At 69.1% G+C, this 16,619-nt stretch carries 22 protein-coding genes, 2 tRNA genes and 1 riboswitch; of the genes, 14 read left to right on the top strand and 10 right to left on the bottom strand.

Annotation, left to right across the window (positions count from 1 at the left end):
- Window positions 1-16 precede the first annotated feature (16 nt).
- From E3O60_RS14770 to E3O60_RS14735, 8 genes are all read left to right on the top strand, one after another.
- Window positions 17-634, top strand: a complete 618-nt coding sequence (locus E3O60_RS14770; protein ID WP_088456432.1) for a hypothetical protein — start codon at window positions 17-19, stop codon at window positions 632-634.
- Between the two features lie 84 nt (window positions 635-718).
- Window positions 719-2,002 (top strand): DNA polymerase IV, encoded by a 1,284-nt coding sequence (dinB, locus tag E3O60_RS14765; protein ID WP_134408759.1) that lies wholly within the window; start codon window positions 719-721, stop codon window positions 2,000-2,002.
- A gap of 9 nt (window positions 2,003-2,011) precedes the next feature.
- Window positions 2,012-2,338: a hypothetical protein gene (locus E3O60_RS14760; RefSeq protein ID WP_088456430.1), complete on the top strand. Its 327-nt coding sequence runs from the start codon at window positions 2,012-2,014 to the stop codon at window positions 2,336-2,338.
- A gap of 82 nt (window positions 2,339-2,420) precedes the next feature.
- A riboswitch (TPP riboswitch) is annotated at window positions 2,421-2,531 on the top strand.
- A gap of 31 nt (window positions 2,532-2,562) precedes the next feature.
- Entirely contained in the window at window positions 2,563-3,240 is a 678-nt protein-coding gene (locus E3O60_RS14755) for an ECF transporter S component (protein ID WP_134408758.1), read from the top strand.
- A gap of 10 nt (window positions 3,241-3,250) precedes the next feature.
- Window positions 3,251-4,813 carry an ABC transporter ATP-binding protein gene (locus E3O60_RS14750; protein WP_134408757.1) on the top strand — a complete coding sequence of 521 codons (1,563 nt, stop codon included), beginning with the start codon at window positions 3,251-3,253 and terminating at the stop codon, window positions 4,811-4,813.
- Complete coding sequence (locus E3O60_RS14745) at window positions 4,810-5,604, top strand: energy-coupling factor transporter transmembrane protein EcfT (RefSeq protein WP_370291366.1); 795 nt, start codon at window positions 4,810-4,812, stop codon at window positions 5,602-5,604. The genes E3O60_RS14750 and E3O60_RS14745 overlap by 4 nt, the downstream gene beginning before the upstream one ends.
- Complete coding sequence (locus tag E3O60_RS14740; protein ID WP_241993282.1) at window positions 5,591-6,184, top strand: ATP-binding protein; 594 nt, start codon at window positions 5,591-5,593, stop codon at window positions 6,182-6,184. The genes E3O60_RS14745 and E3O60_RS14740 overlap by 14 nt, the downstream gene beginning before the upstream one ends.
- Window positions 6,185-6,218: 34 nt before the next feature.
- Window positions 6,219-6,479 (top strand): hypothetical protein, encoded by a 261-nt coding sequence (locus tag E3O60_RS14735; protein WP_088456427.1) that lies wholly within the window; start codon window positions 6,219-6,221, stop codon window positions 6,477-6,479.
- Between the two features lie 22 nt (window positions 6,480-6,501).
- Here E3O60_RS14735 and E3O60_RS14730 read toward each other — a convergent pair whose 3' ends face one another.
- From E3O60_RS14730 to orn, 4 genes are all read right to left on the bottom strand, one after another.
- Window positions 6,502-7,764 (bottom strand): D-alanyl-D-alanine carboxypeptidase family protein, encoded by a 1,263-nt coding sequence (locus E3O60_RS14730; protein WP_241980152.1) that lies wholly within the window; start codon window positions 7,762-7,764, stop codon window positions 6,502-6,504.
- A gap of 94 nt (window positions 7,765-7,858) precedes the next feature.
- On the bottom strand, window positions 7,859-8,209 hold the full coding sequence (locus tag E3O60_RS14725; protein ID WP_103432014.1) for a metallopeptidase family protein: 351 nt from the start codon (window positions 8,207-8,209) through the stop codon (window positions 7,859-7,861).
- Between the two features lie 67 nt (window positions 8,210-8,276).
- Window positions 8,277-8,352: transfer RNA gene (locus tag E3O60_RS14720), tRNA-His, on the bottom strand.
- A 46-nt stretch (window positions 8,353-8,398) separates the two neighbouring features.
- Complete coding sequence (orn, locus tag E3O60_RS14715) at window positions 8,399-9,019, bottom strand: oligoribonuclease (RefSeq protein ID WP_088456424.1); 621 nt, start codon at window positions 9,017-9,019, stop codon at window positions 8,399-8,401.
- A gap of 74 nt (window positions 9,020-9,093) precedes the next feature.
- Between orn and E3O60_RS14710 the strand changes: the two genes are divergently transcribed.
- From E3O60_RS14710 to E3O60_RS14700, 3 genes are all read left to right on the top strand, one after another.
- Window positions 9,094-9,312, top strand: a complete 219-nt coding sequence (locus E3O60_RS14710) for an SCO4848 family membrane protein (RefSeq protein ID WP_088456423.1) — start codon at window positions 9,094-9,096, stop codon at window positions 9,310-9,312.
- Window positions 9,313-9,320: 8 nt separating this feature from the next.
- Window positions 9,321-9,581, top strand: a complete 261-nt coding sequence (locus E3O60_RS14705) for a thioredoxin domain-containing protein (RefSeq protein WP_134480136.1) — start codon at window positions 9,321-9,323, stop codon at window positions 9,579-9,581.
- Between the two features lie 54 nt (window positions 9,582-9,635).
- A tRNA-Arg gene (locus E3O60_RS14700) sits at window positions 9,636-9,708 on the top strand.
- Between the two features lie 55 nt (window positions 9,709-9,763).
- Here the strand turns inward: E3O60_RS14700 and E3O60_RS14695 are convergent.
- Both E3O60_RS14695 and E3O60_RS14690 read right to left on the bottom strand, forming a co-directional pair.
- Window positions 9,764-9,991 (bottom strand): sulfurtransferase TusA family protein, encoded by a 228-nt coding sequence (locus tag E3O60_RS14695; RefSeq protein WP_088456421.1) that lies wholly within the window; start codon window positions 9,989-9,991, stop codon window positions 9,764-9,766.
- A gap of 63 nt (window positions 9,992-10,054) precedes the next feature.
- On the bottom strand, window positions 10,055-11,143 hold the full coding sequence (locus tag E3O60_RS14690; protein ID WP_103479573.1) for a YeeE/YedE family protein: 1,089 nt from the start codon (window positions 11,141-11,143) through the stop codon (window positions 10,055-10,057).
- 159 nt (window positions 11,144-11,302) lie between these two features.
- On the opposite strand from E3O60_RS14690, the gene nadE reads away from it, so the two are divergent.
- Complete coding sequence (gene nadE, locus E3O60_RS14685; RefSeq protein WP_088456419.1) at window positions 11,303-12,124, top strand: ammonia-dependent NAD(+) synthetase; 822 nt, start codon at window positions 11,303-11,305, stop codon at window positions 12,122-12,124.
- A gap of 100 nt (window positions 12,125-12,224) precedes the next feature.
- Here the strand turns inward: nadE and E3O60_RS14680 are convergent, their stop codons facing one another.
- The 4 genes from E3O60_RS14680 to E3O60_RS14665 all read right to left on the bottom strand — a co-directional run bounded on the left by E3O60_RS14680 (window position 12,225) and on the right by E3O60_RS14665 (window position 15,348).
- Window positions 12,225-12,911 (bottom strand): hypothetical protein, encoded by a 687-nt coding sequence (locus E3O60_RS14680; RefSeq protein ID WP_134498490.1) that lies wholly within the window; start codon window positions 12,909-12,911, stop codon window positions 12,225-12,227.
- Between the two features lie 143 nt (window positions 12,912-13,054).
- On the bottom strand, window positions 13,055-13,873 hold the full coding sequence (locus E3O60_RS14675; RefSeq protein WP_088456418.1) for an EI24 domain-containing protein: 819 nt from the start codon (window positions 13,871-13,873) through the stop codon (window positions 13,055-13,057).
- A gap of 32 nt (window positions 13,874-13,905) precedes the next feature.
- A complete protein-coding gene (locus tag E3O60_RS14670; protein ID WP_134498488.1) occupies window positions 13,906-14,247 on the bottom strand; it encodes a hypothetical protein in 342 nt (113 codons plus the stop codon).
- A gap of 93 nt (window positions 14,248-14,340) precedes the next feature.
- The gene (locus tag E3O60_RS14665) at window positions 14,341-15,348 is read right to left on the bottom strand and encodes an aldo/keto reductase (RefSeq protein ID WP_088456416.1); all 1,008 of its coding nucleotides are present in this window, start codon (window positions 15,346-15,348) and stop codon (window positions 14,341-14,343) included.
- 198 nt (window positions 15,349-15,546) lie between these two features.
- Between E3O60_RS14665 and E3O60_RS14660 the strand changes: the two genes are divergently transcribed.
- Both E3O60_RS14660 and E3O60_RS14655 read left to right on the top strand, forming a co-directional pair.
- A complete protein-coding gene (locus tag E3O60_RS14660; RefSeq protein ID WP_134498486.1) occupies window positions 15,547-16,065 on the top strand; it encodes a single-stranded DNA-binding protein in 519 nt (172 codons plus the stop codon).
- A 46-nt stretch (window positions 16,066-16,111) separates the two neighbouring features.
- Entirely contained in the window at window positions 16,112-16,618 is a 507-nt protein-coding gene (locus E3O60_RS14655) for a hypothetical protein (RefSeq protein WP_370448658.1), read from the top strand.
- Window position 16,619: the final 1 nt, after the last annotated feature.

Below are 16,619 nucleotides of genomic sequence, written 5' to 3'. Positions count from 1 at the left end.
GCGAAGGAGCAGACTCATGGGATTCCTCGATCGCCTCCTGGGCCGACCCGAACAACCGGAGCCGACCCGCACCGCGCCGGCCCCGCAGCGCACCGACGACGAGATCGCCGTGGAACGCTACAGGTACCTCTTGCGCACCGCACCGCCGGAGACCATTGAACAAGTGCACACCGAAGCGTTCAGCAAGCTCACCGACGAGCAGCGCGACCTGCTCTTCCAGCAGCTGACCGAGAACGCGATGGAGGGTGAGCGCCCGGCGAACGCCGAACCGGCCACCCTGGCCAAGTCCGCCACCCGGGCCGAACTCCGCCAGCCGGGCACCCTGGACCGGGTCTTCGGCGGCGACCAGGCCGGCGGCCGGCAGGGCCCCGGCTTCGGCAGCATGCTCGGCGCTTCCCTGCTCGGTACCGTGGCCGGCTACGTTGTCGGCTCGGCGCTGGTGGGCGCGTTCCTGCCCGATATGGGCGGCGAGGCGGATGCGGCCGGTGACGCCGGCACCGACTCGGGCGCCGAGACCACGGCGGACTCAGGCGATTCCGGCGGCGATTTCGGTGGTGACTCCGGCGGCGGTTTCGGTGGCGACTCCGGCGGATTCGGCGATTTCGGCGGCGGTGGAGATTTCGGCGGTTTCTAGCTCGATGCCGACCCCTCCTGCCTGTACTCTCGAAGGTAGCTTCGAGTTGGTTCCGGCCGGAGCGGCAGAAGGGTGTGGTGCGGCGTGAGCAGGCAGGATGGCAGCGACCGGCAGACCACCGGCGCCGATGTCGACGACACGACCGCCACCATGCTGCACATAGACATGGATGCGTTCTTCGCGTCCGTCGAGTTGCTCGACCACCCCGAACTCGTGCACCTCCCCGTCGTCATCGGCCACCGCTCCGGTCGGTCCGTGGTGACAGCGGCCAATTACGTCGCCCGCAAGTACGGGGTCAACTCGGCTATGCCGATGGCCATCGCCCTGCGCCGCTGCCCGGCCGCCATCGTGCTCGAGCCGCACATGGGCCGGTACGTGGAGGTGTCCCGCCAGGTGATGGGCATTTTCACCGACATGACGCCGATGGTCGAGCCGCTCAGCATCGACGAGGCGTTCCTGGATGTCGCGGGCGCCCGGCGTGTGCACGGTTCACCCGCCGAGATCGGGCGGAAGATCCGCGCCCGTGTGTTCGCCGAGACCGGACTCACCTGCTCGGTCGGCGCCGCGTCGACTAAATTCGTGGCCAAGCTGGCCTCCGGACGGGCCAAGCCCGACGGGCTGCTGGTGATCCCCGCGGAGGACACAATCGCTTTCCTGCATCCGCTGCCCGTCGGCGCCCTCTGGGGGGTGGGCGCCAGCACCGAACAGGTGCTGCTCGGGCTCGGGCTGCGGCACGTGAGCGATATCGCGCACGCCCCCCTCGAGATGCTGCAGCGTGCCGTCGGCGTCGCCAGCGCGCACAAACTGCACGATCTGTCCTGGGGCATCGACCCGCGCACGATCAACCTCGAACGCGAGGAGAAAAGCGTCGGCCACGAGGTGACCTTCGAACATGACGTCACCGATGTCGCCCGGTTGCGCAGCGAACTCCTGCGCCAAGCGGATGCGGTGGCCGCCAAGCTGCGCGGCAACGGCCTCGTCGCACGGACTGTGGTGCTCAAGCTCCGCTACGCCGACTTCAGCACGGTGACCCGGTCGCGCACCCTGGCCGAGCCCACCAACGTGGGCCGGCGGATATACGAGGAGGTCACCGCGAGCTTCGACGTGCTCGCGGCCCGCGGCATCCGGGTGCGCCTGATCGGAGTGCGGGCCGAGCAACTCGGCTCCGGCGATGGTGCCGGCATGGGCCTGTGGGACGATGACGACGACTGGCGGGAAGCCGAACTGGCCGTGGACACCGTCACCGCCCGGTTCGGCCGGGGGATCGTGCGGCCGGCCTCGCAGCTGGGCGGCGGAAGTGCTCCGAAGCGTGATGTCCATCCGTTCGGAACACCGAACGCCGGGACGCCGCAGGGAGAGGGGGAGTAGCCTCTCACCATGACTAATCTCGCCTTGAAGCTCGCAGAAAACGCTCGATCCATCGGCGTCAGGTCGGCCTACGGAGACCCCGTGCAGATCGAGGGCGTCACGATCGTTCCGGTGGCCCTGGTGCAGTACGGCTTTGGCGGTGGCGGCGAAGGTGACGAGTCCGCGGCGGCCGGCGGTGGCGGCGGTGGCATGGCCATCCCGATCGGCGCTTACGTTAAGTCCGGCGGAGCGGCCCGCTTCGAACCGAATGTGATTTCGCTGCTGGCCGTCGGCATCCCCTTCGTCTGGGTCGCCGGCAAGGCCATCGCGCGCATCATCCGCGCGCTCAAGCGCTAGCACTAGCAGCGAGATCCTCGCGCGCAGAAATTGTCGCGCGACGCCTTGCATTGCCCGGATGCGCCCGGGGAGTTCTATACTCGAAGCTGAACACGGGAGTCCGGTGAACCGGGCTGAGAGGAAGCTACTTCAGCTTCGACCGTCGAACCTGATCTGGATCATGCCAGCGCAGGGAGGCTTCTCAATCCCGTGCCCAGTATTCCTCTACGGAAAGGGCACGTACAGTGCACGCGTCAATCAACACCCAGCCTTCCAGGACTTCGTCCGCCACCTCTCTCTCCACGTCGCGGAAACCGCGGGTGCTGAAATGGCGGGTCGTCGACATCGTCGTGGCCAGCGTCATCGGCGTCGCCAGCGGCGTGATCTTCTGGGCATGGGGCCTGGCCTGGTCGCCGCTGAGCGCCCTCCTGGCCTTCACCCCCGGGCTCGAAGGACTCCTGGCCGGCGGCTGGCTGTTCGCCGGGGTGCTCGGCGGACTCATCATCCGCAAGCCCGGTGCGGCCGTCTACACCGAGGTCGTCGCCGCCGTCGTCTCGATGCTCATCGGCACCCAGTGGGGCTTCTCCACCCTGATCTGGGGTGTCGTCGAGGGGCTGGGCGCGGAGATCGTGCTGGCCCTGTTCTTGTACGCCAACTGGCGCCTGGGCGTGGCCCTCCTGGCCGGCGCCGGCGCGGGCATCGCCGTTGGTCTGCTCGACACCACCTTCACCAGCTACGCGGCCCTCGACATCGGCCCCAAGATCGTCTACCTGGTTTCCGCCGTCGTCTCCGGTACCGTGCTCGCCGGGCTGCTGTCCTGGCTGGCGGTGCGCGGACTCGCCCGCACCGGCGCGCTGAGCCGGTTCGCCGCCGGCCGCGAATCGGGCCCGACCGACCGGGTCGACACCCAGCCTGCCCGGTGACCCGCACCGGATGCCCGCTCCGCGTCGCCGAGGCCCGGCCGTGACCGGCGCCAGGGTCACGGCCTCCGGCTGGGGCTGGCGGCACGCCGGCCGGTCCCGCCCCGCGGTCTCCGGGCTCGATCTCGACATCCGCCCGGGGGAGCGGGTGCTCGTGCTCGGACCCAGCGGAGCCGGCAAGAGCACGCTGATGCACGCCCTCGCCGGTGTGCTCGGCGATGACGAGGACGGCGACGAGACCGGCGAACTCCTCATCGACGGCCGCCGCCCCAGCGCGTCCCGCGGCCGGGTGGGCCTCGTGCTGCAGGACCCGGACTCGCAGGTCGTGCTTGCGAGGGTGGGCGACGACGTCGCCTTCGGCTGTGAGAACCGCGCCGTTCCGCGCGCCGAAATCTGGCCCCGGGTCGGTCGGGCCCTCGCGGACGTGGGCCTGGACCTGCCTCTGCGGCACCCGACCAGCGCGCTCAGCGGCGGCCAGAAGCAGCGCCTGGCCCTGGCCGGGGTGCTCGCCATGCGCCCGGGCCTGGTGCTGCTGGACGAACCCACCGCCAACCTCGACCCTGACGGTGTCGTCGAGGTGCGCGACGCCGTGCTGCGCTCCGTGGAGGCGTCGGGTGCGACCCTCATCGTGATCGAGCACCGCGTCGCGGTCTGGCAGCACGTCGTGGACCGCATCGTGGTGCTCGACCCGGCCGGCGGCATCCTCGCCGACGGACCCACCGACAGCGTGCTCAGCGCCGAAGGGGAGCGGCTCGCCGCCGCCGGAGTGTGGATACCCAGGTTCCCACCCGCGACGCCCGACCGGCGCCCCCGCTCCGACGGTCCCGGCGCGGAAGTCCTGCTCAGCGCCGATGACCTCGCCGTCGGACGGGTGCCGTTCGCCCGCAAACAGGCCGTCGTCGTCGCACACGGCCTCGACCTCGCCCTGCGCGCCGGCACGGCCACGGCTCTCACCGGACCCAACGGCACCGGCAAGTCGACTTTCGCGCTCACCCTGGCCGGGCTTCTGGCCCCCGCGGGCGGGCGGTTGACCGCAACGGATGCCCTCGCCGGGGGACTCGGGCCGGCCCCGCACCGATGGCGCTCCCGCGACCTGCTGGCGCGCATCGGCACCGTCTTCCAGGACCCCGAGCACCAGTTCCTCGCCGGGACCGTGCGTGCCGAGCTCACCATCGGCCCCCGCGCCCTCGGCCTGGGCGGGGCCGAGCAAACTGAGCGAGTGGACGCGCTGCTGCACAGACTGCGGCTGGACCGTCTCGCCGACGCCAACCCGTTCACCCTGTCCGGCGGCGAGAAGCGCCGACTGTCCGTGGCGACGGTGCTGGCGACCCGGCCCCGGCTGCTCGTCCTCGACGAACCCACCTTCGGGCAGGACTCCCGCACCTGGGCCGAGCTGGTGCGCCTCCTCGCCGAACTGCTGGACACCGGCACCGCCGTCCTGGCGGTCACGCACGATGAGCAGTTCGTGGCCGCGCTGGCGGATGCGCGCCTCACCCTGGTGCCTGGAACCGGGCCGGCGAGTGGCCGCAGCGTGACCGCCGGGCTGCGCGCGCCCGCCGGAAGGGAGGCGTCGTGAGCCTGATGACGCCGGAGATCCGGCCCAGTGCGATCGCTGGAGTGAACCCGGTCGCCAAGCTCGCCGTGGCGCTGGTGATCAGCTGCGCCCTGATGCTGTCCATCGATTGGGTCTCGGCCGCGGTCGCCCTCGCACTCGAGGCTGTGCTGCTGGCCTGGTGCGGGCTGAGCGCCCGCCAGTTCTGGCTGCGCACCGCACCGGTGTGGATCGCGGTTCCCTTCGCCGTGCTCACCACGGTGCTCTACGGACAGGACTCCGGCGCCGTGCTGTTCAGCGCCGGCTTCGTATCGGTGACCGAGGGGTCCGTGGCCCTGGCCCTCGCGATTGGGTTGCGGATCTTGGCCATCGGCATCCCCGGGATCGTGCTGTTGGCCACCACCGATCCCACCGACCTCGGTGACGGCCTCGCGCAGGTGCTGCGCCTGCCGGCCCGGTTCGTGCTCGGCGCCCTAGCCGGGCTGCGCCTGGTGGGCATGTTCATCGACGACTGGCATTCCCTGGCCCTGGCCAGGCGGGCCCGCGGGGTGGGCGACGGCGGCGGCCTGCGCGGCCGCGCCCGCCGGTTCGGCGGACTCGCCTTCGCTCTGCTGGTTCTTTCGGTGCGACGGGGCAGCAAACTCGCCACGGCCATGGAGGCCCGGGGTTTCGGCAGCGACGAACCGCGCACCTGGGCCAGGGAATCGGTCTTCGGAGCGCGTGACACACTGGTCGTCCTGATCGGGGCTGCCATCGCCGCCGCGGCGATCTCGGCAGCCGTTCTGGCGGGGACGTGGCATTTTGTGCTCGCCTGACCTGGTCGCACCGGTGCTCGCCGCCGTCAGGGCGCTGAACCGCAATCCGGTCGGCGACCGGGCCGTGATCCTCATCGACGGTCCCAGCGGCGCGGGCAAGAGCACCCTCGCCGACGCCGTGCTGGCCGCCTGGCCGGGACCGGTGGCGCCGACACTGGTGCGCCTCGATGACATCTACCCGGGCTGGGGCGGCCTGGACGCCGCCGTCGACCAGGTCGGCCGGCTGGTGCTCGGCGCCCGGCATGCCGGCCGGCCAGCCGCCTGGCAGCGGTACGACTGGGCGGGGGCCGTCCCGGCCGAATGGCATAGCGTCGACCCCGACCGGCCGCTCGTGATCGAGGGCTGCGGTGCCCTGGCCCGGGCGCATGCGTCCCTGAGCGACGTCAGGGTGTGGCTGGATGCCGACGACGGCATCCGCAAGCGGCGGGCGTTGGCCCGTGACGGCGGCGGGTTCGAGGCGCACTGGGACCAGTGGCAGCACGACTGGGAGGCCTACCGAGCCCGGGAGCAGCCCCAACTATCGGCCGGCGTCAGTCTCACGGGCACCCCGCCTGGGCTTGGGCGCTCCGGCGGCGCCTGAGGCGAAAACCGGGCCTGAGCAGTAAGTTGGGGTCATGACTACCCCGCAGAGTGAGAACACCGAGTACACCGTGGAATTCGTGGACGGTCCCCTCGAGGGCCAGACCGACAGCCGCGTGCTCCTGCACGGCAAGCACGACGCCCGGATCAGCATGGTCGCCGCCGTCGACAGCATGGAATCGCTGTTCTGGTACGACGAGGTCGACAGTCGAGAGGTGCAGGGCAAGCTGCACGTGCGCTACGCCTTCGACTCGTCGGACAGCGATCCCGTCGAATCTGACGACGCTCCGGTCTGAACCGGTTACGCCCACCCGCTGACTACCAGCTGGCGACGAGGGCGCTGACCACGGGGACCGGGTGCAGCAGGCGCCAGCCCGGACCCGGGTCGGTCAGACTGCTGTCGAGCTCCAACGTCGACGAGACGCTCTCCCCGAACGCATCCACCGTGACCCGGCCGATCTTGGCTCCCGCACGCCCCGTCGTGACGTCGTCGAGCGTCACGACAGGGTCGGTGCCGGCGGCGGCCTGCCAGCCGAAGCGGGTCTTGGGGGTGGCGACGACGGCATCGGCCGAATCGCCCCACGCCGTCGTGAGGGTCGCGTATCCGTCACCCTCCGCCAGGATCGGAAGCTCCGTGACCCCCGCCCGCGCCGAGGCCATCAGGGCCGTCAGGTCGGCCGTGAGGGTGTCGTAGTCCGGTTCGCCCAGGAAGGCACCCGCGAAGGTGAAGGCCTTCTCGCCGGCGACGACGGTGCCGGTGAACAGGAAGCAGACCCCGCCGGATTCGGTGTAGCTGCGCGAGATACCGGTGATCCCCTCTTCGGGCAGATACTCCGTGGTGTTCCTGACGCCGCGCTGGCCGACCAGAGCGGATGCCGGCTGCGCGATGATGTCCGCGACCACGGGGTTCGTCGCGGCCAGGCCCGCGACGCGCGCCAAGTCGGTGCCGGTCCCGGCGCTGCCGTCGAGGAGGCCGTTGGCGTCGACCACCGTGGTGTTCGGCATGCCGTTGGCGGCCAGCCAGGCGTTGGCGGCGATGAGGTAGGCGTCGACGGAGCCGAACGCCCAGCGGGCCAGGGTGTCGGCGTGGTTATTGCTGGAGCCGAGGATCATGGCCTGCAGCATCTCGCGCTCGGTCCAGCTCTCGCCGGGAAACACGATGACGGTGCGGGCATCCTGGGCCGTGTAGTCGAGGTAATCCTGGTAGTCGGCGGTGACCAAGGAGTAGGCCGGTCCGGGTTCGCCGGCCGCGAGGGGCTTGGCGTCCAGCACGACGAGGGCCGTGATGATCTTGGCGGCGGATGCCATCGGCACCGGGTCGCTGCCGCCGCCGATGGCAATGGTGTCCACGCCGAGCGTCGCGGGTGCGGGCTCGACGGGGTCGCCGCCGGTCGCGGTGTCGTTCGTAGCGGTGTCGTCCGTAGCGGTGTCGTCCACCGCGGTGACGGCGAGCAGCCCACTGGAGCCGGCGGCGGGCAGCACCGGGGTGGACGCCGGCACGGCACTGTTCGGAGCGGTGACGGTGACCGTGGCGCTGGGCAGCGGGCCGAGCAACGTGGCCGGCCCATACACCCCGATCATCAAGATCACGAGAGTTCCTACCGAGATACCGAGGACACGGCCAGGTCGAAATCTACTCATGGTTCAGGGTAGCCGACCGCGCTCAGGCTGCGGCTCACGCCCAACCCAGCTCGTGCAGCCTGTCGTCGTCGATGCCGTAGAAATGCGCGATCTCGTGAACGAGGGTCACGTGAACCTCGTCGCGCAGCTCGTCCAGATCCTCGACGATGGCCAGCAGCGGTTCGCGGAACAGAATGATGCGGTCGGGCATCTCACCGAAACCGTACTGGCCGCGTTCGGTGAGGGCGACGCCGTCGTAGAGGCCCAGGGTGTCCAGGGTGCCGTCCTCTGGACGGTCCTCGACGACGAAGATCACGTTCTCGAGGCCGTCGACCATGTCGTCGGGGAGCAGATCGAGCTGATCGATGACGAGTCGTTCGAAGTCGTCGTGGCTGAGCGTGAGCATCCACTCAGCATGCCATGTGGCGCACGCAAAAAGTCCCGGCCTGTTGGGCCGGGACTTCTTGTTTCATTGGGGTGAGTAACGGGGCTTGAACCCGCGACCTCCTGGACCACAACCAGGCGCTCTACCAGCTGAGCTATACCCACCAAGTGCCGCTCCGCTTTCTCAAGCGAAGGCAACTCAAGAATTCTATTACACGTTTTGGGTGAAGATGTTCACAACGGCCGTTGCGTGCGATTTTGCTTCCGCACTCGTGGGTCCGGGGTCGGCCACGAACACGCTCTTGCGGTAGTAGGCGAGCTCACGGATGGACTCGAGGATGTCGGCGAGGGCGCGGTGGCCGCCGTCCTTGGCGGGTGCGTTGAAGTAAGCCCGCGGGAACCAGCGGTGGGCGAGTTCCTTGATCGAGGACACGTCGACGTTGCGGTAGTGCAACTGCTTGTCCAGGCGCGGCATGTACCGGGTCAGGAACGCCCGGTCGGTGCCGATCGAGTTTCCGGCCAGGGGCGCGCGCTGGTCTTCGGGGACGAAACGCAGGACGTACTCGAGCACCTGGTACTCAGCCTCGGCCACACTCACGCCGTTGGGGATCTCCTCGATCAGGCCGGAGGAGGTGTGCATGTTGCGCACGAAGTCGCCCATGTTCGCCAGGGCGGAGGCGTCGGGCTTGATCACGATGTCGAGGCCGGGGTCGAGAATGTTGAGGTCGAAGTCGGTGACGACCACCGCAATCTCCACCAATTCGTCATTGTTGATGTCGAGCCCGGTCATTTCACAATCGATCCATACCAACCGGTCACTGCTGTTTGTCATGGGGCGAGTCTAGCGGTGGGCCCCGACGCGGCTCCCTGATCGGCTCGCCGCCCGGCGCTCGTAGACTGATGACGATGCTTACAACACTCGCCATCCTGCTTCTGCTCAACGCCGTCTGGAACGTCGTGGTCTGGCCGCGCTTCTACAAGAGGGTCAGTCAGGACGGCAGGGCGCGGGATGAGTCCGGCAAGCCGACGTCGTTCCTGATCGTGCACGCGGTGCTGGTCGGGGTGTCGCTGCTGCTGGCCGCGGTTTCCGCGGTTGTGGCCGTTCTCGCCTTGGTCAACGGTTAGGAGCCCTCATGGAACTCATTTTCTTCTCCTCGGCATTCTGTGAGCCGTGCCTGCAGACCCGCGCCGTTCTGGCCGAGGTCGAACGGCTGGTGCCGGCCGCCACGGTGCGCGAGCTCGATGTGGCGCACGACAATGCCGAGGCCGAGGCCGCCGGAATCCGCAACACCCCCACGATCATCGTGCAGAACACCGCCGGCGACGAGGTGTTCCGCGCCACGGGCGTTCCGACCCTCGCTCAGGTGCTCGTCGCAACGGCCAAGGCGCTCTGAACGCGCCGCCGCGAGGGCAGCGGTCCGGACTGCGGTATCGTTGAAGCGCTATGCGCCCCCGTAGCTCAGGGGATAGAGCAGGAGCCTTCTAATCTCTTTGTCGCAGGTTCGAATCCTGCCGGGGGCACAGCACAACCCCGCCGGTCCTGCCGGCGGGGTTGGTTTTTTCTGGGCGGCGGGACTCAGGCCTTCTGCACCGTGATGGTCCATGCCGCGCTGCCGACCCTGTCGAAGTTCGTCACGGGGTAGCCGGCCTCCGCCGCCCACCGCGGCAGTGCATCCGTCGCCTGGGTGCAGTCGAAGTTGATCACCAGCTCGTCGCCGATCGCCAGCAGGGCGATGGCTTCCTTGGCCTCCACGAGGGGGAACGGGCAGACCTGGCCGTCGGTTTCGAGAACGTGCTGAGCCATGATGGTTGTCTCCTTGCTGATCGGAACGGGGTGCTGCTAGGAAGTGGAGCGATCACCGGACCGTCACGAGCGCACCGATGCAGGTGCGGGCGCGGCGGGCGCGGATGCCTGGCCGGCGGCCGCCAGCCGGGCCTTGGACGGTCCCGTGATGAACAGCCGGGTCGCAGCGCCCACTCCCACGATCATGAACCCGAACGCCACCCAGCCCTGCAGCTGGAAGGTGGCGGTGTTGACCATCGCGTTACCGATGGTGCAGCCGCCGGCCAGGCTGGCGCCGATGCCCATCAGCGCACCGCCGCCGATGCTGCGCACAGTGGTGAGCGCATCGGGAATCCGCACCCGGAATTCGCCGCTGGCCTTCGCGGCGATGAAGGAGCCCAGCAGGATGCCGATGACGAGGTAGACGCCCCAGTCGATCACTTCGGCGTCGCCGGCGACGAGGTAGTTGACGATGTTCGACGAGGGGCCCGTGATGCCCAGGCCCGCCTCGCGGCCGGTTGCCCAGCTGAGCGGCCACGCCACAATGGCGAGGACTCCGATGACCAGGGCGGTGCTGAAGGCGCCCCACTGCTTCTCGAAGAGTAGGTGGGCGATGCCCGTCCTGCGAGCGGGCAGGGTGGCCATCGGTGCGGCCGGACGGCGACGCAGGTGGTGGCGGGCCAGTGCGGCCACGGCCACGGCGAGAACCGCCACGAGGAGCCATGGTGACACGCCGAGGAGGCCGTGCACCGTGGACGCCTCGACGGTGACGCCGCGGGCGGCCGTAACGGCGGGGGCGAGCGCACCGGTCTTGGATACGGCGGAGAACAGAGCGTAGAAGATCAGGGCCAGCCAGCTGCCCACCAGGCCCTCACCGGCGCGGTAGTACGTTCCCGTCGCGCAACCGCCGGCCAGAACGATGGCAAAGCCGAAGATGAAGGCTCCGCCGATGGTGGAGAGCCATGGGAACGGGCTCGAAGACAGCGAGATGACGCCCAGGGCGTCGAGGGTGAAAACCCCCACGCTCTGCACGGCGATGACGATGAGGAACGCGGTGAGCCATCTCGTGTTGCCCGTGACCCACAGGTCCCGGAACGCCCCCGTGACACAGAACCGCCCCCGCTGCATGACAAATCCGAGGGCTATCCCCACGAGCAATCCGGTGACCAGCATGCAGCTTCCCCATTCGTTTCACCTCCGACGTGATGTCGGAAGCACCTCCGACGCTACGAGTTCGGCCGAGCGGCTCGGTCCAATGAGTCGCCGTGTGACCGGGCGGATGTGCAGGCGTCCTTCCGACATCCGCCCGCCGCGACTTGATAGATTCGTCAGATGCGAGAACAACAGGTGCGAATCATCAAGGAACTGCACGTGACCCCGGTCATCGACCCGGCCGCCGAGATTCGGCGGCGCATCGACTTCCTCAAGGACTACCTGCTTGCCAGCGGGGCGAAGGGGCTGATCCTCGGGATCAGCGGGGGACAGGACTCGTCCCTGGCCGGGCGTCTGTGCCAGCTGGCGATCGAAGAGCTCACCGTCGAGGGGCATGCCCTCCGGTTCGTGCCGGTGCGCCTGCCGTACGCGGTGCAGCGCGACGAGGACGACGCCCAACTCGCCCTGGAGTTCATTAATCCTGACTCGAACCTCACGTTCAACATCCAGCGTGCGGTGGATGGCTTCGAAGCCGAATTCGCCGTCAGCACCGGTACCCCGATGCCGGACTTCGACAAGGGCAACGTCAAGGCGCGCGCCCGGATGATCGCGCAGTACGCTCTCGCCGGCGCCCAGGGCCTGCTCGTGGTCGGCACCGACCATGCGGCGGAGGCGGTCACCGGGTTCTTCACCAAGTTCGGTGACGGCGGCGCGGATCTGCTGCCGCTGACCGGTCTGACCAAGCGCCAGGGCCGGCAGTTGCTGATGGCGCTCGGCGCCCCGGAGCAGCTCTACCTGAAGGCCCCGACCGCTGACCTGCTCGACGACAACCCCGGACAGACCGACGAGGCGAACCTGGGAATGCAATACGAGCACATCGACGACTTCCTCGAGGGCAAGCCCGTAGCGGACCACGTCGCCGAGGCCATTGAGCGGCGCTACCTGCGCACCGAGCACAAGCGCCAGGTGCCGGCATCCCTGTTCGACGACTGGTGGAAGTAGTCCGATCCGGCCCGCCGGTCCGCCGCTCTGTGAGCCGCAGCCTGGCAGCGAAAAACGCCGGTCCGCGTGAGCGGACCGGCGTTTTTCTGGATAGCGGGAACTAGGGGTGCGGCAGCGGCGCTGGACGCACTTCGAGGGCCTGAACGTCGTCCAGGAGGCGCTGGGTCTCCGTAGACGGAGACGCGGCCGGCGACGACACGGCCCCGGGGGGAGGCGCAGCGGGGACATAGCCGAGCGGCTGCGCGGTCGGAGCCTGTGCCGGTGCGGCGGGGGTCGCGAACTGGTCGTGGTGCTGCTTCGCCACCCAGGCATCCTGCTCGGCCAGGAGGCTCTTCTCGGTGGAGGTGTTCTGCGACTTCCAACGCTCGAGGTCGCCCTGGAAGATCTTGCGGGCCCGGGACGGCTTGTTCTGCCAGTCGATGAGGCGGTCGCGGAACTCCACGAGGGCCGGCTCGAGCTGGTAGCCGAAGGTGGCCGAGGTGCGCTTGAGCTCGGCGAGCTGGTGCGCTGCCCAGTCCGCCGCGACGCTCGATCCCTTGATCGGCAGCAGCCGGATCTGGATGTCGGCCATGCCAACGGCACGGTCGTTCATCACCTGCTCCTGCGGGGTGAGCGAGTTCCACACGGATGCCTCGGTCGCGGCATCCACGATCGATCCGATGGCCGCGGCCCGCAGCTCGCGATCGTGCTGGGCGAGCAGGCGCTTGATGGCCCCGCGTGCGATCCAGGCCGCCAGAAGGCTGGCCACGATAATGGCGACGATCAGCACGATTGCGCTGAAAATCATGGGCTGGTTCCTGGTCGCTGTGAGCCAGGTTACGAAATCATTCCACCACTGCATGTGCGGAACGCTACCTCGTGGGCCGGCGCATCCTAGGGAACCGTGGCGGCGTGGCCGATACGCGGTGTCAAACCGAGACTCCGGCGCGGTCAGGCCGTCCGGCCGGCCGACGCGCTGGTCGACCGCTCGAGGGCGTCGCGACTGAGCATTGCGGCACCCGCCACGGCGGAGGGCATGGCCACGATTGCGAAGAACGGCACGAGGAACAGCAGGTAGGACGCCGCTCCGAAGCCCAGCGCGATGCCGCGTCGCGTGCGCAGGGCGCGACGACGTTCGCGCACAGTGAACCCCCGAGCGTCGAAGGCGAATCCGGTGAGCTCGACCGCCAGCAACCAGCCGCCCAACAGGGCGCCGAGCACCGCCACCATGATCGGCCCCACCAACGGAATGAAGCCACAGGCCAACAGGAGCAGGCCCACACCGACGGCGGGGATCAGGAGCCGGAGGCCGTCGCCGATGGCACGGCCCAGGGATCCCCAGAAGCCGCGCTCCGGTGCGGTGGGTGGGTTGCCGAGGTTGGTCTCGACGGCGCGCCAGATGCGTTCGTAGAACGGGTCGCCGACGATCAGGGTCACGGCAGTGAACGTGTAGACCACGAAGAGGGCGGCCACGAGCACGAAGACCAGCGCCGCAGCCACCCGCGTCGTGAGGATGACGGGCTCGGCCCAGCCGTCGGCGAACGGGGTCGCCCACGTGACGATCGAGGTGAGGTTGACGAGCAGAAGCACGATGCCGACGAGGTACACGGCACCGACCGCCACCGCCGGCAGCGCGCCGAGCAGCATCAGCTTCGGGGAGGTGATCCACATGCCGAAACCACGACCCAGGTACCCCACCCCCGCCAGGAGGTCGGGAACCAGCCCCTGCCGGGCCGGAACTGGGGGGACGGGAGTGGGCTGGGGCAACATCGTTTCAGCGTACCGGGGTGGGTACGGCGGAGTCAGCGAAAGCAGTCAGCCGCGTCATCGATGCGCCAGAAGGCACCGAGCTCGATGCGCCTGGTGGGCATCACCAGGCGCCGGGCGAGGTACCGCTCGCCGTCGGCGTGCGTCTCACGCTCGATGTGCCCCAGTACCGCGCCGGACCGGTCGACGACCCGCCACAGCCCGTCGCGCACGGCGACCAGGCTGGGACCGCTCGACCGGGCGGAGTTGCTCGGCCGGGCCGGGCCGGCGGCGTGGGCGATGGTCGTGCGTCGTGCGGTTGCGGGGAGAACAGTCCGGGGTTGGACAGCTCTGGCTGCAGTGCTCATGGTGGCGGTGCTCATGGTCCCAGTGCTCATGGTGTGCTCCAATGCGAGGGCGGATGCCGTTGGCCTTACCGTAGAACCGGCCACCGACATCCACCCCTCGCCCCTGCCTGGGACCGGCGTGGGTTAGTTCATGCCGGTGCCGTGTACCGCGTACGGCTCGATGGCGGCGATCTCATCGGCGTCCAGCGCCGGCGCCTCGAGCGCCGCCACGGTCTGCTCGAGCTGGCCGATGCTGCTGGCCCCCACGAGCACGCTGGTGACCTGCGGTTGGCGCAGGATCCAGGTGACCGCGAGCTGGGCCAGGGTCTGGCCGCGGTCGGCCGCAATGGCGTTCAGGGCGCGGGCGCGCTCAAGGTAGGTCGCGTTGAGGGAGCTCTCGTTCAGGAACCGGCTCGTGGCCACCCGGGAGTCCGACGGCACCGCACCGTCGAGGTAGCGGTCGGTGAGCAGACCCTGGGCGAGGGGGGAGAACACGATGCTGCCCATGCCGAGGTCGTCGAGCACCGGGAAGAGTCCCTCTTCGATGTGCCGGTCGAACATCGAGTAGCGCGGCTGGTGGATCAGCAGCGGGATCTTGTGCTCGGCCAGGGCGGCGTAGGCCGCTACGGTCTGCTCCGGGCTGTAGTTCGAGATGCCCGCGTAGAGGGCCTTGCCCGACTGCACCGCGGTGGCCAGGGCGCCCATGGTCTCCTCGATAGGGGTCTCGGGATCGGGGCGGTGGGAGTAGAAGATGTCGACGTAGTCCATTCCCAGCCGGCCGAGGCTGGCATCCAGCGACGACAGCAGGTATTTTCGCGAGCCGAAGTCGCCGTAGGGGCCTGCCCACATGTCGTAACCGGCCTTGCTGGAGATGATCATCTCGTCGCGATACCCACGGAAGTCCTCGGCGAAGATGCGCCCGAAGTTGGTTTCGGCGGAACCGGGAGGCGGGCCGTAGTTGTTGGCCAGGTCGAAGTGCGTCACGCCGAGGTCGAATGCCCGGCGCAGGATGCCGCGTTGGGTGTCGATCGGGCGTTCGTGGCCGAAGTTGTGCCACAACCCCAGCGACAGGGCGGGCAGCTTCAGGCCGCTGCGCCCGGTTCGGCGGTAGGGCATCTCGGAATAACGGTTCTCTGCAGCATCGAAGGTCATGGTCTCACTCTAGATCCGCGCTTCCTCCCCAGGCGGCTGCGGCTCGGGTTCTGCACACCCTGGACGGCCGGCCCCAGAGGAGGTGCCGGAACGGGGAGGGTGAATGCAGCGCGGCCCGGGAACACGAACCCGGCACGAGGACTGCTCCCGGGTCGCGTTCGATACCTCCATCAGCCTCGTGCCGCCCAGGAGACTCCCGTGACCGACACCATAGCCCTGACCGGAATCGTGGCCACCACACCGCGGCACCTCGTCACCAGTTCCGGCCTGGCCATCACCTCATTCCGGCTGGCCTGCCGGCAACGCCGTTACGACAGGGTGAAGAACGCCTGGGTGGACGCCGACACCAATTGGTACACCGTCTCCAGCTTTCGGCAGCTCGCCCACAACGTGGAGCGGTCCGTGCACAAGGGCGAGCCGGTGCTCGTGACCGGGCGCCTGCGCATCCGGGACTGGGAGAACGAGGACCGTACGGGCACCTCGGTGGAGGTGGAGGCCGACGCCGTGGGCCACAACCTGACGTGGGGAACGACGGCGCTGATGCGAAGCACCGCCCCGTCCGCCGCCGAGCAGCGGGATGCGGACCCAGCGGGCGGCGCAACGGGCGGCACAGCGGGCGGCACTGCGGGCGAGGCCACGGCCGCGCCGGCCGAACCGGATGCCGCGCCGGCCGAACCTGACACCGGGCAGGGGGAATCGGAAACACGGTCCGCTTAGACTCGACTTCTCGGTCGCAGCGTGCGGCGGTGGGGGAGGACTACGCGTGGCCTGGATTTTGGACGCACCCGTGCGGCACAGCCGCAGAGCGACGATCTGGGCAACATGTCTTGTCCTCGGCCTGGGCCTGGCCGGATGCTCCGCCGCCCCCGTCGACCGCCCGACGCCGACAGCGACAGCGCCCGCGACCGCAAGCCCAACCCCGACGGAGGTTGCTCCGCCGGCGCTCGTGCCTGAGGGCACCGCCGCCGAGAACCTGCCCTACTTCGACTCGGTCATCACCGCGGCGCTCGCCGCCGACCCCAACGTCGCCGGCCGCAGCTACATCGACGCCCTGGTCGCCGCCGGCTTCGACAAGACAACGATGGAGGTCACCGCCGACACCACCACCAAGGGTGAACCGGCGGACTCCATCCAGTTCTCCGTGAACATCGCCGGAGAGTGCCTGATCGGCCAGAACGGTCCCTCCACCGGCGGCTACCACAGCGTCGTCGCCCCCCTGCTCGCAACCGGAACGTGTCTCGTGGGAGCCACGCGCCAAATAGACTGGTAAA

Origin of the sequence: Cryobacterium sp. TMB1-7, assembly GCF_004402435.1 — a bacterium.
In the GTDB taxonomy this organism is placed as follows: domain Bacteria; phylum Actinomycetota; class Actinomycetes; order Actinomycetales; family Microbacteriaceae; genus Cryobacterium; species Cryobacterium zongtaii.
This window is presented reverse-complemented; position numbering and strand designations above follow the sequence as displayed.